Consider the following 16141-nt stretch of genomic DNA (forward strand, 5'->3'; position numbering starts at 1 on the left):
AAGGATTTTGAGTGACAGCCTCAAATCCCTTCGCCGGCGTTATCCGGATCAGGTTCGACGGGTATTATCTCAGCGCACATCAGTGATGCAGCACCCCGTTGAGAACGGCGCTATTGTAATGATTTGGCAAATATTACGAAAGTGTTATGGCTCCGGCGGTGAAAACCAGGCGGATTTAAAATCAAACCAGCCCAGCGTATTCATTCTGACACCGCGCATACTACGCTGCCCCTGGATCATCAGCCAGTGGTGGATCAACGGCACGATCGCTTGTTCAGCCAGCAACTGCTGGCACCATGAGGCCAGATTCATGTCGCCGGCGCGCCAGCGTGCCGCGTCCTGTTGCCAGTCCCGGTCTATGCAGTGCTGGATAAGCGGGACCTCATACAGGTGAGAGAAGAGCGAGAAATCAAGCGGCAGGGTAAAGTTGGCGCTGTTGAGCCAGATGTCGCTGACGATCTCCCCCTGATGCCATTCATCGTAATCCACCTCTTTGACATCCAGCCTCACCCCAACGGCGGCCAGCAGTCGGGTCATGATTCTGGCGATAAAGCGGTGTTCAACGTGCTCGCGATAGTAGGTCAGGGTGATGGACTCCAGCCCGGCGGGCTTGTCGCAGTATGTCGGACGGGCGTGATGCCAGCGAGGAAGCAGACCATACGCCGGGAACCAGTAGGTTTGGTACTGCTCCTCCGCATGATAAATCAGGCTGGAGGGCGACAACACGTGGCTTATCCATTTGCGCACCTCATGGTTTGCCCCGCGATGGGTACGGCTGTCGAACAGCAGGTAATAGCACCCTTCTTCGAGCCGGCTCTCCACGGCCTTTTCGCCCGTGGTGGGCCCTTCCAGCGTCAGCCCGGCGCTCAGCTCTTCATTGAGATCCGGTAATACCCACACGTTCACTTCGTCGATCAGCGCCCGGTAGCCAAAATAGTCATCAAAGGCACGGATTTTCAGCTGGTTGTTGTTATTGCGCGATACAGAGTAGGGGCCGGTGCCAATCGGCAGGCTGGCAAAATTATTCATCGACTCCCATTCACCGGGCAAAATCATCGACGGTACATAGCCCAGCAGCCACGGAAGCCATTTGTCCGGCTGAGACAGTTCAACATCCAGTGTCCATGCCGTAGGGGAGTGAACGCGTGAAATATGGGAATAGAGCGGTAGCGTGCAGGCGCGCTCTAAAGAGGCAATCACATCGACCATCTCCAGCTCGCGGCCGTGGTGGAAATGAATACCAGGACGTAGAAAGAAGCGCCAGTGAAGAGGAGAAAGTTGCTGCCAGTGGTGCGCAATATCCGCTTCCAGTTCCCCATTTTCCTCATTTATGCGCGTCAGGCCGCTGAATATTTGTCGGGCCATATGGGTTTCAGAGCGGCGTAACGCCGTGCCGGGTAACAGGTTTTTCATTGGTCGATAGTAGAGCACCCGCAGAATGTGGCGACCCTGACGAAAGCTGCGCCCGAGATGCGACACCAGCATCTGGCGTACTGCCGCTTTGTCCCCCACCAGCTGCACCAGCTGGTCGATGCGGTCCTGTTCCAGCAGGTCTTCCGCCCGCTGCTGCTGCAACGCCAGCCCGGTATACAGGAAGGTCAGGCGCGAGCGTTTTCCGCGACCCGCCTCGGCCTCCCAGTTGAGCCAGCCCTGCTGCTGCATGGTATTAAGCAGCGTGCGCATGTGCCGGCGCGAACAGCTGAGCAGGTCCGCCAGCTCGTTCAGCGTGGTCTCCTGCGATCGCCCCTCGCAGCATTGCCAGAGGCGGATAAATTGTTGTTGCAGACGACCAGAGGGCATAAAAGGGGAACTCCTGACAAAAAATCAGCAATTTATTAATCCCTATATTAGGCCAATAATTCTTCCCGATGAAGTGAGGAGGTAAATTATGAAGAGGTCTACCGCACGTCAGTTTTATCAGCGTTATTTTTCAGCGACGCAGGGAGCGTCCTGGCTGGCCCGCCAGTGTGCAGAGCAACGGTTGAAAATCCTGGAAGATCTGATGCAGTGGGACGTTACGAAACCGACCTCTTCTTGCTAACTCGCCTCGATCATGTGTGACTGAGTATTGGTGCTTATCACCCGCCAGCAAAATGTTTTTGCTGGCTTTTTTCGTTTACTATTCACCCACTTTCGATTCGCTTTCACAAGGACTTGCGCATGCTCTGGTTGATGACGATGGGGCGACGCCTGAACGGCGTGTATGCCGCTTTTATGCTGGTGGCCTTTATGATGGGCGTGGCGGGGGCATTGCAGGCTCCGACGCTGAGTCTGTTTCTCAGCCGTGAGGTGGGGGCGCAGCCGTTTTGGGTGGGGCTGTTTTATACCGTGAACGCCATCGCCGGGATCCTGGTCAGTCTGGCACTGGCAAAACGATCGGACAATCGGGGCGATCGTCGCAAACTGATCCTCTTTTGCTGCGCCATGGCCGTGGGTAACGCGCTGCTGTTTGCCTTCAATCGCCATTACCTGACGCTGATTACCTGCGGCGTGCTTCTGGCGTCGCTCGCCAATACCGCCATGCCGCAGCTGTTCGCGCTGGCCCGTGAATATGCGGATAACTCGGCGCGGGAAGTGGTGATGTTCAGCTCGGTCATGCGTGCGCAGCTCTCTCTGGCCTGGGTGATCGGCCCGCCGCTGGCGTTTATGCTGGCGCTGAACTATGGCTTTACCACCATGTTTTCCATCGCTGCCGGCATTTTTGTCATCAGCCTGATACTGATTGCCTTTACGCTACCCTCAGTGGCGCGAGTGGAGCAGACAACGGATAAACCCATCACCCAGGTGAGCGGCTGGCAGGATAAAAACGTCCGCATGCTGTTTATCGCGTCCATGCTGATGTGGACCTGCAACACCATGTACATCATTGATATGCCGCTGTGGATCAGCAGCGATCTGGGGTTGCCGGACAAGCTTGCGGGGATCCTGATGGGGACGGCAGCCGGCCTGGAAATTCCGGCGATGATCCTGGCGGGTTATTACGTTAAGCGTTTTGGAAAGCGCCGCATGATGATCGTCGCCGTGGCGGCGGGAGTGCTTTTTTATCTGGGGCTGATCGTCTTCCATTCGCGCGAAGCACTGCTTGCGCTGCAGCTGTTTAATGCCGTGTTTATTGGCATCGTGGCCGGGATTGGGATGCTCTGGTTCCAGGACTTAATGCCGGGAAGGGCAGGCTCTGCCACTACGCTCTTTACCAACAGCATTTCAACGGGCGTTATTCTGGCAGGGGTGATTCAGGGGGCGTTGTCGCAAACCTACGGCCACGCGTCAGTGTACTGGATGATTGCGGCCATTTCCGTGGTGACGCTGGTGCTAACCTGCCGGGTAAAAGATGTCTGATTCTGGAAGGCGGCTTCACGCAATAAAACGATTTTCTGACAGGGTCTGAGAAGGCGCATAGCGCGCGTGGCGTCAGCCGAGGCTGTTTGCCTCAGGCTGACGCAAGAGGCAAACAGTGGTGAGTCCCACATCAATTAACACTGAGGGTGTACTGCACCCATTATGTTGGACGATGTTGATCTTCACCGGGATGGTACGCAGCCTACCCCATAAACGCAGGCTGTTTTTGCTCATAGGCGGAGATAGCATCTTCGTGCTGCAGCGTCAGGCCAATACTGTCCAGGCCATTCAGCATGCAGTGACGACGAAAGGCGTCAATGCTGAAGCTGTAGGATTTATCACCCGCTTTCACCACTTCCGCTTCCAGATCCACTTCAAACGAAATCCCAGGATTTGCCTTCACCAGGGCGAACAATTCGTCCACCTGCGCATCGCTCAGCGTCACCGGCAGCAGCTGGTTATTGAAGCTGTTGCCGTAGAAGATATCGGCAAAGCTTGGGGCGATAACCACTTTAAACCCGTAGTCGGTGAGCGCCCAGGGTGCATGTTCACGGGAAGAGCCGCAGCCAAAGTTTTCACGCGCCAGCAGAATCGATGCGCCTTTAAATTCCGGGAAGTTCAGCACGAACTCGGGATTGGGCACTTCGCCTTTGTCGTCCAGGAAGCGCCAGTCGTTAAACAGATGCGCGCCAAACCCGGTACGGGTCACCTTCTGCAAAAACTGCTTTGGAATGATGGCGTCAGTGTCGACGTTAGCGGCGTCCAGTGGGACAACCCGGCCCGTATGTTGGGTAAATTTCTCTGCCATGATTGTCTCCTTATTTCAGGCTGCGAATATCGGCGAAATGACCGGTCACTGCCGCAGCGGCGGCCATTGCCGGGCTGACCAGGTGAGTACGCCCACCGCGGCCCTGACGGCCTTCAAAGTTACGGTTACTGGTGGAGGCACAACGCTCGCCAGGATTCAGGCGGTCATTGTTCATGGCCAGGCACATGGAGCAGCCAGGCAGGCGCCATTCGAAGCCCGCTTCGATAAAGATCTTATCCAGGCCTTCAGCTTCCGCCTGGGCTTTCACCGGGCCGGAACCCGGCACGACCAGCGCCTGAACGCCCGGTGCCACTTTACGGCCTTTGGCAATCTCGGCCGCCGCGCGCAAATCTTCGATACGGGAGTTGGTGCAGGAGCCGATAAACACTTTATCAATGGTCACGTCAGTCAACGGAATGCCTGGCTTCAGACCCATATAGGCCAGCGCTTTTTCCGCACTGGCGCGCTCGACCGGATCGCTGAAAGAGGCCGGGTCAGGAATGTTATCGTTAACGGAAATCACCTGGCCCGGGTTGGTTCCCCAGGTGACCTGTGGCGCAATGTCTTCCGCCTGCAGCGTAACCACGGTGTCAAACGTCGCACCATCGTCGGTTTTCAGGGTTTTCCAGTACGCAACTGCTTCAATAAAATCCTGGTCTTTCGGCGCGTGCAGACGGCCCTTCACATAGCTGAAGGTTGTTTCGTCTGGCGCAACCAGACCCGCTTTTGCCCCCATCTCAATGGCCATGTTGCAGAGCGTCATACGGCCCTCCATGCTCAGTGCCTGGATGGCTTCACCGCAGAATTCAACCACGTGACCGGTGCCGCCTGCGCTGCCGGTTTTACCGATGATGGCCAGCACGATGTCTTTGGCGGTAATGCCCGGGGCCGCTTTGCCTTTCACTTCAATCTTCATGGTTTTGGCGCGGCCCTGTTTCAGGGTCTGCGTCGCCAGAACATGTTCAACTTCAGAGGTACCAATACCGAACGCCAGGGCCCCAAACGCGCCGTGGGTGGCCGTGTGGGAGTCACCGCAGACAATGGTCATGCCGGGCAGGGTGATGCCCTGTTCTGGCCCCATTACGTGGACGATACCCTGATACGGGTGGTTCAGATCGTAGAGCTCGACGCCAAATTCATTGCAGTTTTTGATCAGCTCCTGCATCTGGATACGCGCCATTTCGCCCGACGCATTGATATCTTTGGTTTGCGTGGAGACGTTGTGATCCATTGTCGCGAAGGTTTTACCTGGCTGGCGCACCGGGCGCTTATGCGCACGCAGTCCGTCGAATGCCTGAGGGGAGGTAACCTCGTGCACCAGATGGCGATCGATATACAACAGTGGGGTTTCGTTTGGTGCCTCGTAAACTACGTGCGCATCAAACAATTTTTCATATAACGTTTTCGCCATGATTACACCCCTTCAGCGACATAGCGGGCAATAATGTCGCCCATTTCATCGGTACTGACTGCCGCCGTGCCGCGTGCTAAATCACCGGTACGGACACCTTCTTCTAACGCACGGTTAATGGCGTTTTCAATTGCAGTTGCTGCATCACCGGCATCAAGACTATAGCGCAACAGCAAGGCCAGGGAGAGGATCTGCGCAATCGGGTTGGCAATGTTTTTGCCGGCGATATCGGGCGCGGAGCCGCCTGCAGGTTCGTACAGGCCAAATCCCTCTTCATTGAGGCTTGCTGATGGCAACATCCCCATAGAGCCTGTGATCATTGCGCACTCGTCCGAGAGAATATCGCCGAACAGGTTGGAACACAGCAGAACGTCAAACTGTGATGGATCTTTAATCAGCTGCATGGTCGCGTTGTCGATGTACATATGGGACAGTTCGACATCCGGATACTGTTTCGCGACTTCACTGACGATTTCACGCCACAAAATAGAAGACTGCAGAACGTTCGCTTTATCGATAGACGTCACTTTATGACGACGTTTGCGCGCCGACTCAAAGGCGATATGGGCGATACGTTCAATTTCAAAACGGTGATAGACCTCAGTATCAAAGGCTTTTTCATGCTGACCGCTGCCTTCGCGCCCTTTAGGCTGCCCGAAGTAGATCCCGCCGGTCAGTTCACGCACGCACAGGATGTCAAAGCCGTTAGCCGCGATATCTGCACGCAGCGGACAGAACGTTTCCAGCCCCTGGTACAGCTTCGCCGGACGCAGGTTGCTGAACAATTTAAAATGTTTACGCAGTGGCAGCAGCGCGCCGCGCTCAGGCTGCCCGGCGGGCGGCAGGTGTTCCCATTTAGGGCCACCCACGGAGCCAAACAGCACTGCATCCGCATTTTCACACCCTTCAACGGTCGCTTTTGGCAGCGGAGTACCGTGATTATCGATGGCGATACCGCCCACATCATAGTGGCTGGTGGAGATTTTCATCGCAAAACGCGAACGAACGGCTTCCAGTACTTTCAACGCCTGTGCCATCACTTCCGGGCCAATACCGTCACCCGGTAACACAGCAATATGGTAATTCTTCGACATTACACGGTTTCCTTGTTGTTCTCTTTATTCTGAGCTTTGCGTTGCAACTCTTTTTCAACTTCAGCGGCGCGCCAGATATTGTTCAGCACGTGGACCATCGCCTTCGCGGAGGATTCAACAATATCCGTCGCCAGGCCCACACCGTGGAAACGACGGCCATTGTGGGTGACCACGATATCAACCTGACCCAGGGCATTCTCACCGTGGCCCTTGGCCGTCAGGTCATATTTCACCAGATCTACGTCGTACTCGGTGACGCGGTTAATCGCGCGGTAAATGGCATCAACCGGGCCATTGCCGTTTGCCGCTTCGGCCTTAATGTCTTCGCCACAGGCCAGTTTGACCGAGGCAGTCGCAATGTCGCTGGAGCCTGACTGCACGCTGAAGTAATCGAGGCGGAAGTGCTCAGGCTCTTCCTGCTGTTTATTGATGAAGGCCAGCGCTTCCAGGTCATAGTCGAATACCTGACCTTTTTTATCGGCCAGCTTCAGGAAGGCGTCGTACAGCTGATCCATGTTGTAATCGCTGTCCTTATAACCCATCTCTTCCATACGGTGTTTCACCGCCGCACGACCGGAACGGGAGGTCAGGTTCAACTGAACCTGGTTCAGGCCGATGGATTCCGGGGTCATGATTTCGTAGTTTTCACGGTTTTTCAGCACGCCATCCTGATGAATACCGGAGGAGTGCGCAAAGGCGCCGGTACCCACAATCGCCTTGTTAGCCGGGATGGGCATGTTGCAGATCTGGCTGACGGTCTGGCTGGTACGCCAGATTTCGTTGTGATTGATGCGGGTATGCACATTCATGATGTCTTTGCGCACTTTGATCGCCATGATCACTTCTTCCAGTGAACAGTTACCTGCACGTTCACCGATGCCGTTCATCGCGCCTTCTACCTGACGTGCACCGGCGTGCACCGCCGCGATGGCGTTGCCAACGGCCAGCCCCAGGTCATCGTGGGTATGTACGGAGATAATCGCTTGATCAATGTTTGGTACGCGTTCATACAGACCGGTAATGATGTTGGAGAACTCAAACGGCATGGTGTAGCCGACAGTGTCCGGGATATTGATGGTTTTAGCGCCCGCATTGATGGCAGCTTCCACCACGCGCGCCAAATCTTCAATCGGCGTACGGCCAGCATCTTCACAGGAGAATTCAACGTCATCCGTGTAGTTACGGGCACGTTTGACCATGTAGACCGCGCGCTCAATGACCTCATCCAGCGTGCTGCGCAGCTTGGTGGCAATGTGCATAGGAGAGGTAGCAATAAAGGTATGAATACGGAATGCTTCGGCAACCTTCAACGACTCGGCTGCAACATCGATATCTTTTTCCACACAGCGTGCCAGGCCACAGACGCGGCTGTTCTTGATGGTACGCGCAATGGTCTGCACGGATTCGAAGTCACCCGGAGAAGAGACAGGGAAACCGACCTCCATCACGTCGACACCCATACGTTCGAGAGCCAGCGCGATCTGCAGTTTCTCTTTCACACTCAGGCTTGCCTGTAATGCCTGTTCACCGTCACGTAAAGTTGTATCGAAAATAATGACTTGCTGGCTCATGGGTTAGGTCCTTGTCAGTCTTAGGGCGCCTTGCTACGAGCATAAAAAAACCCGCGCAGTGGCGCGGGTTTTTAGTCTTACTGGTGACGATTCAACGCTGAATTTCGCCCGCCAGTCTACCGCGCACAGTGGATGCGTTTAGTAGTAGTAGACCGGTGAAACGAATGGTGCGAATCATGAATCGTGCTCCGTTAAATTCAATATGCTTTTAGTGGTACTGGATACGACTGTGCATGTCAACCCCTGCAGGCAAAAACGCACCCGGCTGGCCTGGTTGACAGGATATGTGCTTTAGCTAATTGTGCTGGGTTTTGCTTTTCCGACCCTACAAATTGTCTAATTTTGGACTGAGAAAAAGGTTGCAGAAATAATTGAATATAATTGTGATGAATAAATTAAAAGTTCGCTACCCAATTGTGTGGGACGCAAATGGGTTTGATATCATTAAGTTATAAATGCGGTGAATGTTTTTTCTCACTTCGGAGTTATTATGGTTATTACAGATTGTTAACTTATTTAATCGGGGTTGCAATAACAGTTTAATAATACTTAAGACATCATTAACCCGCTGGCGATTGTATATTGGTCTAGTTTATGGTTTCATTCAAATCCTAAAGTGAAGTATATCATTTGCAGTGGTGTTTATTTTATCGTTTGTCAGCGGCGAAAAGTCATTTTCGCTAAACTGTTCTTTATATTTTCCGAATTTAAAATAATTCTCTTTCGCTGATCGTATATGCATGGTAAATCATATTCTTCGGAATTATTACAGTACGTTGGCAAAGGGAGTGTAGCGTGACAGTGGAGTCAGAAGTGCCAGAAATTAATATTAAACAACCTCAAACTACTGATGGGATTAAACCGCAGTTACGTACGGTGGACCTTAATCTGCTCACGGTATTTGATGCTGTCATGCAGGAGCAGAATATCACCCGGGCGGCACATACGTTGGGGATGTCTCAGCCCGCGGTCAGTAATGCTGTCGCCAGACTTAAGGTTATGTTTAACGACGAGTTATTCGTTCGTTACGGGAGAGGAATACAGCCTACCGCACGGGCATTCCAGTTATTCGGCTCTATCCGTCAGGCGTTGCAGCTGGTTCAGAACGAGCTGCCAGGGTCAGGCTTTGAACCTTTAAGCAGTGAGCGTGTATTCAATCTTTGTGTTTGCAGTCCGTTAGATAATTATTTGACGTCGATTATTTATAATAAAGTTGAAGAGATCGCTCCCAATATCCATCTGGTTTTTAAATCATCCTTAAATCAAAACACCGAGCATCAGTTACGCTACCAGGAGACTGAGTTCGTTCTGGGATATGAAGAATTTCGACGTCCTGAATTTTCTTGCGTTCCGCTGTTTAAAGATGAAATGGTGTTGGTCGCCAGTAAAAAGCACCCCCGACTCAATTCTCCGCTTCGGGAAAGTGACGTTTATAGCGAGCAGCATGCTGTTGTTGCGCTCGACAGATATGCTTCCTTTAGCCTGCCGTGGTATGACACGGCGGATAAACAGGCAAGCGTTGCTTATCAGGGAATGGCAATGGTCAGCGTATTGAACGTGGTCTCGCAGACACATCTGGTGGCTATTGCACCACGCTGGCTGGCTGAAGAGTTTTCCGGTCAACTACAACTGCAAATGTTGCCGTTGCCGCTCAAGCTGAATAGCCGTACCTGCTATCTCTCCTGGCATGAAGCCGCCGGTCGGGATAAAGGGCACCAGTGGATGGAAGAGTTGCTGATCAGTATTTGCCGTCGATAAGCGCATCAGGATAAATTGCATCTTCGCGTGTGATTTATCCTGGTTTTTTCTCTGTTATTGTTATTTTATTCTGTTGTGAATTTTTTCTTATTGCTCTCTGGCTCGCAAAAATAGATGATTTCCTGAATCGACGCGCTTTTCAGCGATGATTAATCATCTCGTCCTCTAATACCAGATGAATTGACCATATCCTTCCTTAATACCTGTTTTTTCTGCTTTGCGAACCGTTTAGCTCACCCGGTCTGCTAATTGCCTGCCTCATAACGAGCGGTTAAGGTAACGATCACTCTGCAAAATATAAGATTGGTTTAACCCAGTCGTAAGACGGTGCGGAAATGAATTCTGCAGCTCGTCTATAACAAAATGCCTGGAGGCAAAGCATGGAGATGTTGTCTGGCGCGGAAATGGTCGTTCGATCGTTAATCGATCAGGGCGTGAAGCAAGTGTTCGGTTATCCCGGCGGCGCAGTCCTGGATATTTATGATGCGCTTCATACGGTAGGCGGCATTGACCATGTTTTAGTACGCCACGAGCAGGCGGCGGTGCATATGGCTGACGGGCTGGCCCGCGCGACAGGTGAAGTAGGCGTGGTATTAGTGACGTCCGGTCCCGGCGCGACAAACGCCATCACCGGCATTGCCACGGCGTATATGGACTCTATCCCGCTGGTTATTCTTTCCGGCCAGGTGGCGACGTCACTGATCGGCTACGACGCGTTCCAGGAGTGCGACATGGTGGGAATTTCACGTCCCGTTGTGAAGCACAGCTTCCTGGTTAAGCAAACTGAAGACATCCCGGGGATATTGAAAAAAGCCTTCTGGCTGGCAGCAAGCGGGCGTCCCGGCCCGGTGGTGGTCGATCTGCCGAAAGATATCTTGAACCCGGCGAACAAGCTTCCTTATGTCTGGCCGGAGTCGGTGAGCATGCGTTCATATAACCCAACGACGCAGGGCCACAAGGGGCAGATCAAACGTGCCTTGCAAACGCTGCTGGCCGCCAAAAAACCGGTAGTCTATGTCGGTGGTGGGGCAATCAATTCTGCCTGTGAAGGGCAGCTTCGGGAGCTTATCGAGAAACTCAATCTTCCCGTTGCGTCGTCGCTGATGGGGCTGGGCGCTTTCCCGGCAACTCACCGTCAGGCTCTGGGGATGCTGGGTATGCATGGTACCTATGAAGCCAACATGACGATGCACCATTCCGATGTGATCTTTGCCGTCGGCGTGCGCTTTGACGATCGCACCACCAACAATCTGGCGAAATACTGCCCGAACGCCACCGTGCTTCATATTGATATCGATCCCACCTCTATTTCGAAAACGGTGTCTGCGGATGTGCCGATCGTCGGTGATGCCCGCCAGGTGCTGGAGCAAATGCTGGATCTGCTGGCACAGGAGCCGCCTTCCCAGCCGCTGGATGAGATCCGTGACTGGTGGCAGCAGATCGAACAATGGCGCGCGCGTCAGTGCCTGAAGTATGACACGCAAAGCGACAGCATTAAGCCGCAGGCGGTGATCGAAACTATCTGGCGGCTGACGAAAGGCGAGGCATACGTGACGTCTGACGTGGGTCAGCATCAGATGTTTGCCGCCCTTTACTATCCGTTTGATAAACCGCGCCACTGGATTAACTCCGGAGGGTTAGGAACGATGGGCTTTGGCTTGCCTGCCGCACTGGGCGTCAAGCTGGCTCTGCCTGACGAAACCGTCGTCTGCGTGACGGGAGACGGCAGTATTCAGATGAACATCCAGGAGCTGTCGACGGCCCTTCAGTATGAGCTGCCGGTACTGGTGCTGAACCTGAATAACGGTTATCTCGGGATGGTGAAGCAGTGGCAGGATATGATCTACTCTGGTCGTCACTCTCAGTCCTACATGACGTCACTGCCGGACTTTGTTCGTCTGGCTGAAGCCTACGGCCATATTGGGATGCGAGTGACCGATCCGGCAGAGCTGGAAACGAAGCTCGGTGAAGCGCTTGAGCACGTTAAAAATAACCGCCTCGTTTTTATGGATGTCATTGTTGATGGCACCGAGCACGTATACCCGATGCATATTCGCGGTGGTGGTATGGATGAAATGTGGTTAAGCAAAACGGAGAGAACCTGATATGCGCCGGATATTATCTGTTTTACTGGAAAACGAGTCTGGCGCACTGTCGCGCGTCATTGGCCTTTTTGCACAGCGCGGCTATAACATTGAAAGCCTGACCGTTGCGCCGACTGACGATCCGACGCTGTCGCGCATGACCATCCAGACCGTCGGCGATGCCAAAGTGCTTGAGCAGATCGAGAAACAGCTGCATAAGCTGGTCGATGTTCTGCGCGTCAGCGAGCTGGGGCAGGGTGCCTACGTTGAGCGAGAGGTCATGCTGGTGAAAATCCAGGCCAGCGGTTACGGGCGCGAGGAAGTGAAACGTAACACGGATATCTTCCGTGGGCAGATTATAGACGTCACGCCTTCTATATATACGGTTCAGCTGGCCGGAACGAGTGACAAGCTGGATGCCTTCCTGGCATCTGTGCGGGATGTGGCAAAAATTGTTGAGGTTGCGAGATCGGGCGTTGTTGGCCTGTCACGCGGCGATAAGATCATGCGTTAGTTGTCTAAAAGGTTCGCCTCTTTCTGCCCGGTCACCAAAGCCGGGCTTTTTTTTGTGTAATCAGCCGACAACAGAGATAAAAGCGGTTGCCGCGAAGGCTATTCTGCGTTTAGATGTTAAAAGATTTAACCATAACCTTGCCAAGGCCATGGACTCTTTTCATTTTTTAAGGGGCAATTGTGAAACTGGATGAAATCGCCCGGCTAGCCGGCGTGTCACGAACAACGGCCAGCTATGTGATTAACGGTAAAGCAAAGCAGTACCGTGTCAGCGATAAGACCGTTGAAAAAGTTATGGCGGTGGTTCGTGAACATAACTACCATCCGAATGCTGTCGCAGCTGGCCTGCGTGCCGGACGCACCCGCTCTATTGGCCTGGTGATCCCGGATCTGGAAAACACCAGCTATACCCGTATCGCCAACTATCTTGAACGTCAGGCGCGCCAGCGTGGTTATCAGTTGCTGATTGCCTGCTCGGAAGACCAGCCCGACAACGAGATGCGCTGTATTGAGCATCTGCTCCAGCGTCAGGTCGATGCCATCATCGTCTCCACCTCTTTACCGCCTGAACACCCGTTTTATCAGCGCTGGGCGAACGACCCATTCCCGATTGTGGCGCTGGATCGTGCGCTCGACAGGGAGCATTTCACGAGCGTCGTCGGTGCCGATCAGGATGATGCCGAGATGCTGGGGGCAGAGCTGAGAACCTTCCCGGCTGAAACGGTGCTGTATCTGGGGGCGCTGCCTGAACTGTCAGTCAGCTTCCTGCGTGAACAGGGGTTCAGAACCGCCTGGAAAGACGATCCCCGTGAGGTGCACTACCTCTATGCCAACAGCTATGAACGTGAAGCGGCCGCACAGCTTTTCGAGAAATGGCTGGAAACGCACCCGATGCCGCAGGCGCTATTCACCACCTCATTTGCTCTGCTGCAGGGGGTGATGGATGTGACCTTACGCCGTGAGGGTAAACTGCCTTCCGACCTGGCCATCGCGACCTTCGGTGATAACGAGCTGCTCGACTTCCTCCAGTGCCCGGTTCTGGCGGTGGCTCAACGCCATCGTGATGTGGCTGAACGCGTGCTGGAAATTGTGCTGGCAAGTCTGGACGAGCCGCGTAAACCGAAGCCGGGTCTGACGCGTATTAAACGTAATCTTTACCATCGCGGAATTTTGAGCCGCCATAAATGAAATGACGGGGCGGAGAAATCTGCCCCCTTTTGACGAAATAATTCGCCGGGATAATTCCCGTAGAGAAATTAGGATAATTCTTGCGAATTTACTTTCTGCTATTTTTCTTAATTCATTTTGGCGTTTAATGGTTCCTTTAAAGGACGTTTAAACGATTTTAAATGCCTGTCTTTGTATTATTTTGTTACAAACCCTCTTCCGGCGATGAATATTCAGACGTTTTTCCTTCTCCTGTGCCAGCTTGCACGGCAACCGCTGCGTTTCGCGAGCCCTGGGGTGAATCTGGCGCTGTTATCCCCTGAGAATCTGTCATAAAATGCTGCCCGCGTCGCAAACTGACACTTTATATTTATCTGCGATGATATTGAGTGAGCCTTAACGCTAGTGTGCATATTCGGTTTTTTTCTTACAAATATTCATAACGTTAATTTTGCCTCGCCAGTTGTGCAGTTATTAACCGGGACTGTTTATCTCTGTAAATAGAGGCCTTTCGGGCCTGTATAGGGAGAGTCCTGGCTTGACAAGCTTTTCCCTCGCTCCGTAAACTCCTTTAGGTGGGAATTTGTGGGTTAAAGTGGTGAGGAGGGGTGAGACTGGCATGTTCCGTGGAGCTACGTTAGTCAATCTCGACAGCAAAGGGCGTTTATCGGTACCAACCCGATACCGCGACCAGCTGATTGAGAACGCTACGGGTCAAATGGTTTGCACCATTGACATCAACTCCCCCTGCCTGCTGCTTTACCCCTTACCTGAATGGGAAATTATTGAGCAAAAGCTGTCGCGACTGTCGAGCATGAACCCGCAGGAACGCCGCGTGCAGCGGTTGTTATTGGGACATGCCAGTGAATGTCAGATGGATAGCGCAGGCCGGTTACTGATTGCCCCTGTGTTACGGCAACATGCCGGTCTGACCAAAGAAGTGATGCTGGTCGGGCAGTTCAACAAGTTTGAACTGTGGGATGAAACGACCTGGTATCAACAGGTCAAGGAAGATATCGACGCTGAGCAGTCTGATTCCGCGACATTATCGGAACGGCTGCAGGACTTGTCTCTATAAATATGATGGAAAATTACAAACATAAAACGGTGCTGCTGGATGAGGCCGTTAACGGCCTGAATATTCGTCCGGACGGCATCTACATTGATGGCACTTTTGGTCGCGGTGGCCACTCGCGCTTAATCCTCTCCCAGCTTGGAGCGGAAGGGCGTCTGTTGGCAATCGATCGCGATCCGCAGGCGATTGCCGTTGCGCAAACCATCGATGACCCACGCTTTTCCATCGTGCATGGACCTTTCTCAGCGCTCGCTGATTATGTTGCCGAGCGCGGCCTGACGGGCAAGATCGACGGAATCCTTCTCGATCTTGGCGTCTCTTCACCCCAGCTTGATGATGCTGAACGCGGCTTCTCCTTTATGCGCGATGGTCCACTGGACATGCGCATGGATCCTACTCGCGGTCAGTCTGCCGCCGAGTGGTTACAGACCGCGGACGAAGCGGATATTGCCTGGGTGATCAAAACCTTCGGCGAAGAGCGTTTTGGCAAGCGTATCGCGCGCGCCATCGTTGAGCGTAACCGCATTGAGCCGATGACCCGCACAAAAGAGCTGGCCGAGGTGATCGCGGCGGCGACGCCGGTGAAGGATAAGCACAAACATCCCGCGACCCGTACCTTCCAGGCGGTTCGTATCTGGGTAAACAGTGAACTGGAGGAAATAGAGCTGGCGCTAAAAAGCTCGCTCGACGTGCTGGCCCCGGGTGGGCGGTTATCCATCATCAGCTTCCATTCGCTGGAAGACCGCATTGTGAAGCGCTTTATGCGTGAACAAAGCCGCGGTCCACAGGTTCCAGCGGGGCTGCCGATGACGGAAGAACAACTCAGGAAGCTGGGTGGCCGTCAGTTGCGAGCATTAGGCAAGTTGATGCCGGGCGAAGAAGAAGTGGCACAGAATCCACGCGCCCGTAGTTCAGTGCTGCGTGTTGCAGAGAGGACGAACGCATGATCGGCAGAGTGACAGAGACCCTAAGCAAAGTTAAGGATTCGTTAGGAAGCAACGAGCGCCATGCCTTGCCTGGCGTGATCGGCGACGATCTTTTGCGGTTTGGGAAACTGCCACTCTGTCTGTTCATTTGCATCATTGTCACGGCCGTCACGGTGGTCACGACTGCCCACCACACACGCTTATTAACTGCGCAACGCGAGCAGATGGTACTGGAACGCGATGCGCTGGATATTGAATGGCGAAACCTGATCCTTGAAGAAAATGCGCTCGGCGATCACAGCCGGGTTGAACGGATCGCAACGGAAAAGCTGCAATTGCAGCATGTTGATCCTTCTCAGGAAAATATTGTAGTACAAAAATAAGGGAAAACGCGA

Annotated in this window: 15 protein-coding genes and 1 riboswitch; of the genes, 9 read left to right on the forward strand and 6 right to left on the reverse strand. The window is 53.4% G+C overall.

From position 1 onward, the window contains the following. Positions 1 to 7: 7 nt before the first annotated feature. A riboswitch (TPP riboswitch) is annotated at positions 8 to 108 on the reverse strand. Between the two features lie 36 nt (positions 109 to 144). Continuing rightward, positions 145 to 1800, reverse strand: coding sequence for an HTH-type transcriptional regulator SgrR (gene sgrR / locus BH714_RS18270; protein WP_014168611.1), 1656 nt, complete (start codon positions 1798 to 1800; stop codon positions 145 to 147). Between the two features lie 88 nt (positions 1801 to 1888). Here sgrR and sgrT point away from each other — a divergent pair, with 88 nt between their 5' ends. Together sgrT and BH714_RS18280 are read left to right on the forward strand one after the other, a co-directional pair. Beyond that, complete coding sequence (gene sgrT, locus BH714_RS18275) at positions 1889 to 2041, forward strand: glucose uptake inhibitor SgrT (RefSeq protein WP_014168612.1); 153 nt, start codon at positions 1889 to 1891, stop codon at positions 2039 to 2041. A gap of 119 nt (positions 2042 to 2160) precedes the next feature. Next, the gene (locus BH714_RS18280; RefSeq protein ID WP_040018613.1) at positions 2161 to 3339 is read left to right on the forward strand and encodes a sugar efflux transporter; all 1179 of its coding nucleotides are present in this window, start codon (positions 2161 to 2163) and stop codon (positions 3337 to 3339) included. Between the two features lie 202 nt (positions 3340 to 3541). Here BH714_RS18280 and leuD read toward each other — a convergent pair whose 3' ends face one another. The 5 genes from leuD to leuL form a co-directional block, all read right to left on the reverse strand. Then, positions 3542 to 4147: a 3-isopropylmalate dehydratase small subunit gene (gene leuD / locus BH714_RS18285; protein WP_014168614.1), complete on the reverse strand. Its 606-nt coding sequence runs from the start codon at positions 4145 to 4147 to the stop codon at positions 3542 to 3544. A gap of 10 nt (positions 4148 to 4157) precedes the next feature. Next, the gene (gene leuC, locus BH714_RS18290; RefSeq protein ID WP_020882571.1) at positions 4158 to 5558 is read right to left on the reverse strand and encodes a 3-isopropylmalate dehydratase large subunit; all 1401 of its coding nucleotides are present in this window, start codon (positions 5556 to 5558) and stop codon (positions 4158 to 4160) included. Positions 5559 to 5560: 2 nt separating this feature from the next. After that, positions 5561 to 6652 carry a 3-isopropylmalate dehydrogenase gene (leuB, locus tag BH714_RS18295; RefSeq protein ID WP_020882572.1) on the reverse strand — a complete coding sequence of 364 codons (1092 nt, stop codon included), beginning with the start codon at positions 6650 to 6652 and terminating at the stop codon, positions 5561 to 5563. Continuing rightward, a complete protein-coding gene (leuA, locus tag BH714_RS18300; RefSeq protein WP_040018614.1) occupies positions 6652 to 8223 on the reverse strand; it encodes a 2-isopropylmalate synthase in 1572 nt (523 codons plus the stop codon). Before leuA ends, leuB begins: the two co-directional genes overlap by 1 nt. Before the next feature lie 91 nt (positions 8224 to 8314). Then, entirely contained in the window at positions 8315 to 8401 is an 87-nt protein-coding gene (gene leuL / locus BH714_RS24525; protein WP_071530973.1) for a leu operon leader peptide, read from the reverse strand. A 635-nt stretch (positions 8402 to 9036) separates the two neighbouring features. On the opposite strand from leuL, the gene leuO reads away from it, so the two are divergent. From leuO to ftsL, 7 genes are all read left to right on the forward strand, one after another. Beyond that, on the forward strand, positions 9037 to 9981 hold the full coding sequence (gene leuO, locus BH714_RS18305) for a transcriptional regulator LeuO (protein WP_032669418.1): 945 nt from the start codon (positions 9037 to 9039) through the stop codon (positions 9979 to 9981). Positions 9982 to 10361: 380 nt separating this feature from the next. Beyond that, positions 10362 to 12086 (forward strand): acetolactate synthase 3 large subunit, encoded by a 1725-nt coding sequence (gene ilvI / locus BH714_RS18310; protein WP_014168620.1) that lies wholly within the window; start codon positions 10362 to 10364, stop codon positions 12084 to 12086. A gap of 1 nt (position 12087) precedes the next feature. Next, complete coding sequence (gene ilvN, locus BH714_RS18315) at positions 12088 to 12579, forward strand: acetolactate synthase small subunit (RefSeq protein ID WP_003856371.1); 492 nt, start codon at positions 12088 to 12090, stop codon at positions 12577 to 12579. 179 nt (positions 12580 to 12758) lie between these two features. Further along, on the forward strand, positions 12759 to 13766 hold the full coding sequence (cra, locus tag BH714_RS18320; RefSeq protein ID WP_040018619.1) for a catabolite repressor/activator: 1008 nt from the start codon (positions 12759 to 12761) through the stop codon (positions 13764 to 13766). 598 nt (positions 13767 to 14364) lie between these two features. Next, positions 14365 to 14823, forward strand: a complete 459-nt coding sequence (mraZ, locus tag BH714_RS18325) for a division/cell wall cluster transcriptional repressor MraZ (protein WP_025205427.1) — start codon at positions 14365 to 14367, stop codon at positions 14821 to 14823. 2 nt (positions 14824 to 14825) lie between these two features. Continuing rightward, entirely contained in the window at positions 14826 to 15767 is a 942-nt protein-coding gene (gene rsmH / locus BH714_RS18330; RefSeq protein WP_014168623.1) for a 16S rRNA (cytosine(1402)-N(4))-methyltransferase RsmH, read from the forward strand. Further along, on the forward strand, positions 15764 to 16129 hold the full coding sequence (gene ftsL, locus BH714_RS18335; RefSeq protein WP_008501989.1) for a cell division protein FtsL: 366 nt from the start codon (positions 15764 to 15766) through the stop codon (positions 16127 to 16129). The genes rsmH and ftsL overlap by 4 nt, the downstream gene beginning before the upstream one ends. The last annotated feature ends 12 nt before the right edge of the window (positions 16130 to 16141 follow it).

The sequence above is a fragment of the Enterobacter ludwigii genome (assembly GCF_001750725.1).
Lineage (GTDB): Bacteria > Pseudomonadota > Gammaproteobacteria > Enterobacterales > Enterobacteriaceae > Enterobacter > Enterobacter ludwigii.